This window comes from Streptomyces sp. NPDC006174 (genome assembly GCF_040614075.1).
Classification (GTDB): Bacteria; Actinomycetota; Actinomycetes; order Streptomycetales; family Streptomycetaceae; genus Streptomyces.
Map to the genome: position 1 here is coordinate 1 of NZ_JBEXTJ010000028.1, position 4,944 is coordinate 4,944.

Consider the following 4,944-nt stretch of genomic DNA (forward strand, 5'->3'; position numbering starts at 1 on the left):
TACTGGGCCGACCAACTCCGCGGCACCGTCCGCTTCGCCGACACCATCACCACCCTCAACCACCACGGCACCACCACCTACATCGAAATCGGCCCGGGCCGTACGCTCAGCGCGCTGGTCCAGGAGAACGTGGAGGACGTACCGGTCGTACGGTCGCTGCTGCGCCGGTCGACGCCGGAGCCGGAGACGCTCGTCGCGGCGGTCGGAGAGCTGCACGACGCCGGGCTGCGGGTCGACTGGGAGGCGTTCTTCACGGGCCGTGGAGCCCGGCGTGTGACGCTGCCGACGTACGCGTTCGAGCGCCGGCGCTACTGGCTGGAGGCGGGCCCGGCCGGGTTCGACGCCGCCGAGTGGGGTCTGCGGTCCACGAGCCATCCGTACCTCGGGGTCACCGTGCCGCTGGCCGGTGGCGAGGGCACGGTGTTCTCCGGGCGGGCCGTTCCGCGCCGGGACGCCTGGCTGGCCGAGCAGGTGGTCGTCGACGAGCCGGTCCTGCCGGTCTCCGCGCTGGTGGAGACGGTGCTGCGGGCGGGCACGGAGCTGGGCTGCGGTGTGCTGCACGCGTTCGACGTACCGGCACCGCTGATCGTCCCGGCGACCGGTGCCGTACATCTTCAGGTCTCCGTGGGCGAGCCGGCCGCGGACGGACGGCGTACGGTACGGGTCTTCGCGCGGCCGGACGACCGGGACGGCGTCTGGCAGCCGGTGGCCGAGGGCGTCCTGTCCACCGGAGACGTTCCGGTACCGGACGCGGCCGGTGAACCCTTCACCGTCCGGATACCGGAGTGGCTGCGCGGCGAGGCGGACCGCTTCGGCCTCCACCCGGCCCTGCTGGACGCCGTACTCGCCGCGCGTCCGGCCACCGCCGCACCCGGCACCGTCGCCTTCCCGGCGCGGTGGCGCGGCGTCCGGCTGTACGCCTCCGGCGTGACGGAGGCCGAGGCCGCCCTGACGGACCTCGGTGACGGCTCGTTCGCGGTGCGGCTGACCGACGAGGCCGGCCGGCTGGTCGCCACCGTCGCCTCGGTCGCCTTCGTGGAGCTGCCGGAGGCCCGGTTCAGCGGTGCGCGTGACTCGGCGTTCGCGGCTCTGCTGGAGCCGGGCCGGGTTCCGGTGCCGGCTACCGCTTCCGGCGAGCCGTTCGCCTGGGGCGTGCTCGGTCCTTGGGCCGGAGCCACACCGGCCGACGCTGTTGTCCTGGCGGACGCGGAGGCGGCCTCCGGTGCGGAGTTCGGGGCCGTACTCTTCGGCCCTCAGGTGCCGGACAGCGGCGATCCGGTCGGCGCGGTGCATGCGCTGACCCGTGAGGTGCTGGCCGTCCTCCAGGAGTGGCTGGCGGACGAGCGGCTGACGCAGACGCCGCTCGTGGTGGCGCTGCGCGGCGGGTCCGGTCCGGTGGTCTCGGCGCTGCGCGGCCTCGTGCGGTCGGCGCAGGCCGAGGCGCCGGGCCGGATCGTCCTGGCCGAGGTGGAAGGCGACACCGCCGAGGTGTACGAGGCGCTGGCCTCGGCCGTCCGCTCCGGTGAGCCGGAGGTCTCGGTGCGGGGCGCGAGCGCGCAGGCGCCGAGGCTGCGGAAGGTGACGGAGCCGGCCGAGCCGGCCGAGGCCCCGTGGAACCCGGACGGGACCGTCCTCATCACCGGAGGCACCGGGTCGCTCGGCGGAGTCTTCGCCCGGCACCTGGTGGTCCGGCACGGTGTGCGGCATCTGCTGCTCGCCGGCCGCTCCGGTACGGAGTCCGCCGCGACGGCCCTGCTCCGCGAGGAGCTCGGTGCGCTGGGTGCGACGGTGACGGTGGCGGGCGGCGACCTCGCGGACCGGGACGAGGTGGCGCGTCTGCTCGGGCGGATCCCGGCGGAACACCCGCTCACCGGAGTCGTCCATGCGGCGGGCACCGTGGACAACGCGATGGTCGCCACGCTGACGCCGGAGCGGCTGGCCTCGGTGCTGGAGCCCAAGGCCGACGCCGCCTGGCACCTGCACGAACTGACCCGTGATCTGCCGCTGAGCGCCTTCGTCCTCTTCTCGTCGAGCACGGGCTCTCTCGGTGGTCCCGGTCAGGCCAACTACGCGGCCGGCAACGCCTTCCTCGACGGCCTCGCCGAACACCGGGCCGCCGAAGGCCTGCCCGCGGTCTCCATCGGCTGGGGACTCTGGGCGCGGGACACCGGGCTCGGCGCGGCGCTCGGAGAAGGTGAGCGGGCCAGGTTCGCTCGGGAAGGGTTCCGGGCGGTCACGGACGAGCAGGGCCCGGCCCTGTTCGACGCGGCGCTGACGCTCGGCCGGCCGGTGCTGACGGCGCTCCCGATCGACGCGGTGGCGCTGCGGGCCCGAGGCGATGTGCCGGCTCTGCTGAGCGGCCTGGTCACGGTGCCGGTCCGGTCGGAGGACCGGGCCGGGACCGGTGCGGAGCCCGCCGTACCGCTGGTGGACCGGATCGCCGGCCTTCCCGCCGGACAGCGGTACGAGGCCGTGGCCCAGGTGGTCCGCGCCACGCTCGCCGTGGTGCTCGGCCATCCGGACCCGGACGCCATCGACGAGGAACGGCCGTTCCAGGAGCTGGGCTTCGACTCGCTCACCGCTGTCGATCTCCGCAACCGGCTCGGCCTGGCCGTCGGCCTCAAGCTGCCCGCCACGCTGGTCTTCGACTTCCCGACGCCGGCGGCGCTCTCCGCGCACATCCTCGCGAAGGCGGCGCCGGAGGCCGGGGCCGGGACGGGCGGCGGTGCGCTGGCCGAGCTCGACCGGCTGGAGTCGGCGCTCGACTCGGTGGCGGAGGACGGCGAGGAGCGTGACGCGCTCGCCGCGCGGCTGCAGTCGCTGCTGTCCCGGGTCAACGGCACGGCCGTACCCGCCGGGACGGCCTCGTCGGCGCGACCGGAGGCGGAGGACGTCGGTTCGTACACGTCCGCGGACGAGATCTTCGACTTCATCGACCACCAGCTCGGCCGTACGTCCGGCTGACCACCAGTCCCCCAGCCAGTCCCCAGCACGTGTTCCGAGGAGATGTGGGTGTCGCATGTCTGACCCAAGCAAGGAAGAGAAGCTCGTCGAGTACCTCAAGTGGGTGACGGCCGATCTGCAGAAGGCCCGTCAGCAGATCGCCGACCTGGAGGCGGCGGCGACTGACGAGCCGGTGGCGATCGTGGGGATGGCGTGCCGTTATCCGGGCGGGGTCTCCTCACCGGACGAGCTGTGGCGGCTGGTCGCCGACGAGGTCGACGCGATCTCGCCGTGGCCGACCGACCGTGGCTGGGACACCGAGGGCCTGTACGACCCGGAGCCCGGCACACCCGGCAGGTCGTACACGAAGGAAGGCGGCTTCCTGGAGGGCGCCACCCGGTTCGACGCCGAGTTCTTCGGGATCTCGCCGCGTGAGGCGGTCGCCATGGACCCGCAGCAGCGGGTCCTCATGGAGAGCGCCTGGGAGGTCTTCGAGAACGCGGCCATCGACCCGGCCACGCTCAAGGGCAGCCGGACCGGCGTCTTCGTCGGAGTGGTGGAGGAGAGCTACCTCGGTCTGGAGGCGCCGCGCGAACTCCAGGGCTACCTGATGACCGGCAAGCTCGGCAGCGTGGCGTCGGGGCGCATCGCGTACACGCTGGGGCTGGAGGGTCCCGCCGTATCGATCGACACGGCGTGCTCCTCGTCCCTGGTGGCGCTGCACCTCGCCGTGCAGTCGGTGCGCTCGGGCGAGTCGGATCTCGCGCTCGCCGGCGGCTCCACGGTCAACGGTGATCCCGGCGGCTTCGTGGACTTCTCGCAGCAGCGCGGGCTCGCCGCCGACGGCCGGATCAAGTCCTTCTCGGCGGCGGCGGACGGTACGGCGTGGTCGGAAGGGGTCGGCCTGCTGCTGGTCGAGCGCCTCTCGGACGCTCAGCGCAACGGCCACCACGTCCTCGCGGTCATCCGTGGCAGCGCGGTCAACCAGGACGGCGCCTCCAACGGCCTCACCGCACCGAACGGCCCGTCGCAGGAACGCGTCATCCGCCAGGCCCTCACCAACGCCGGCCTGGCCCCGAGCGACATCGACGCCGTCGAGGCACACGGCACCGGCACCCGTCTCGGCGACCCGATCGAGGCCCAGGCCCTCATCGCCACCTACGGCCAGAACCGGCCCGAAGGCCGTCCTCTCCACCTCGGCTCGCTCAAGTCCAACATCGGGCATTCGGTGGCGGCCGCCGGAGTGGGTGGCGTGATCAAGATGGTCCAGGCGATGCGGCACGGCACACTGCCGAGGACGCTCCACCTGGACGAGCCGAGCCCGTTCGTGGACTGGGACGCCGGTGAGGTCTCCCTGCTGACGGAGGCCCGGCCGTGGCCGGAGAAGGAGGGCCCGCGGCGGGCGGCGGTCTCGGCGTTCGGCGTGAGCGGGACGAACGCGCACGTGATCCTGGAGCAGCCGCCTGTACGGGAGTCGGCGGAGCCGGAGGAGCCGGCCGAGCCGCAGGTGCCGCCGGTCCTCCCGTGGCTGCTCTCCGCCAAGAACCCTCAAGCACTCGCCGGTCAGGCGGCGCGGCTGCTGGAGCACGTGGAGGCGCGGCCCGAGCTGTCACCGCTCGACGTCGCGTACTCCCTCGCCACCACCCGCACCACCCACGACCACCGCGCCGTCCTCCTCACCGGCTCCCGCACGCACCCGCGCGAGCAGCTCGACGCCCTCTCCCGGAGCACGCCCACGCCGGGCACCATCAGCGGCGAGGCGGGTCCTCGGCGAGGCAAGGTGGCCTTCCTGTTCACCGGCCAGGGAGCTCAACGGGCCGGTATGGGCAAGGAGTTGTACGCGGCGTTCCCGGTCTTCGCCGAGGCGCTCGACGAGGTCTGCGCGCAGCTGGACAAGGATCTGGAGCGGCCGTTGCTGGAGGTGATGTTCGCCGAGCCCGGCACCGAGGCCGCAGCCCTGCTCGACCAGACCGGCTACACCCAACCCGCGCTCTTCGCTCT

At 73.5% G+C, this 4,944-nt stretch carries 2 protein-coding genes; both read left to right on the forward strand.

The window, feature by feature from the left end:
• Positions 1–2,964, forward strand: a 2,964-nt coding sequence (locus ABZ267_RS33145; RefSeq protein ID WP_356757020.1) for an SDR family NAD(P)-dependent oxidoreductase, incomplete at its 5' end; no start/stop codon positions are given.
• Positions 2,965–3,019: 55 nt separating this feature from the next.
• A partial coding sequence (locus ABZ267_RS33150) for a type I polyketide synthase (RefSeq protein ID WP_356757022.1) occupies positions 3,020–4,944 on the forward strand: 1,925 nt, incomplete at its 3' end.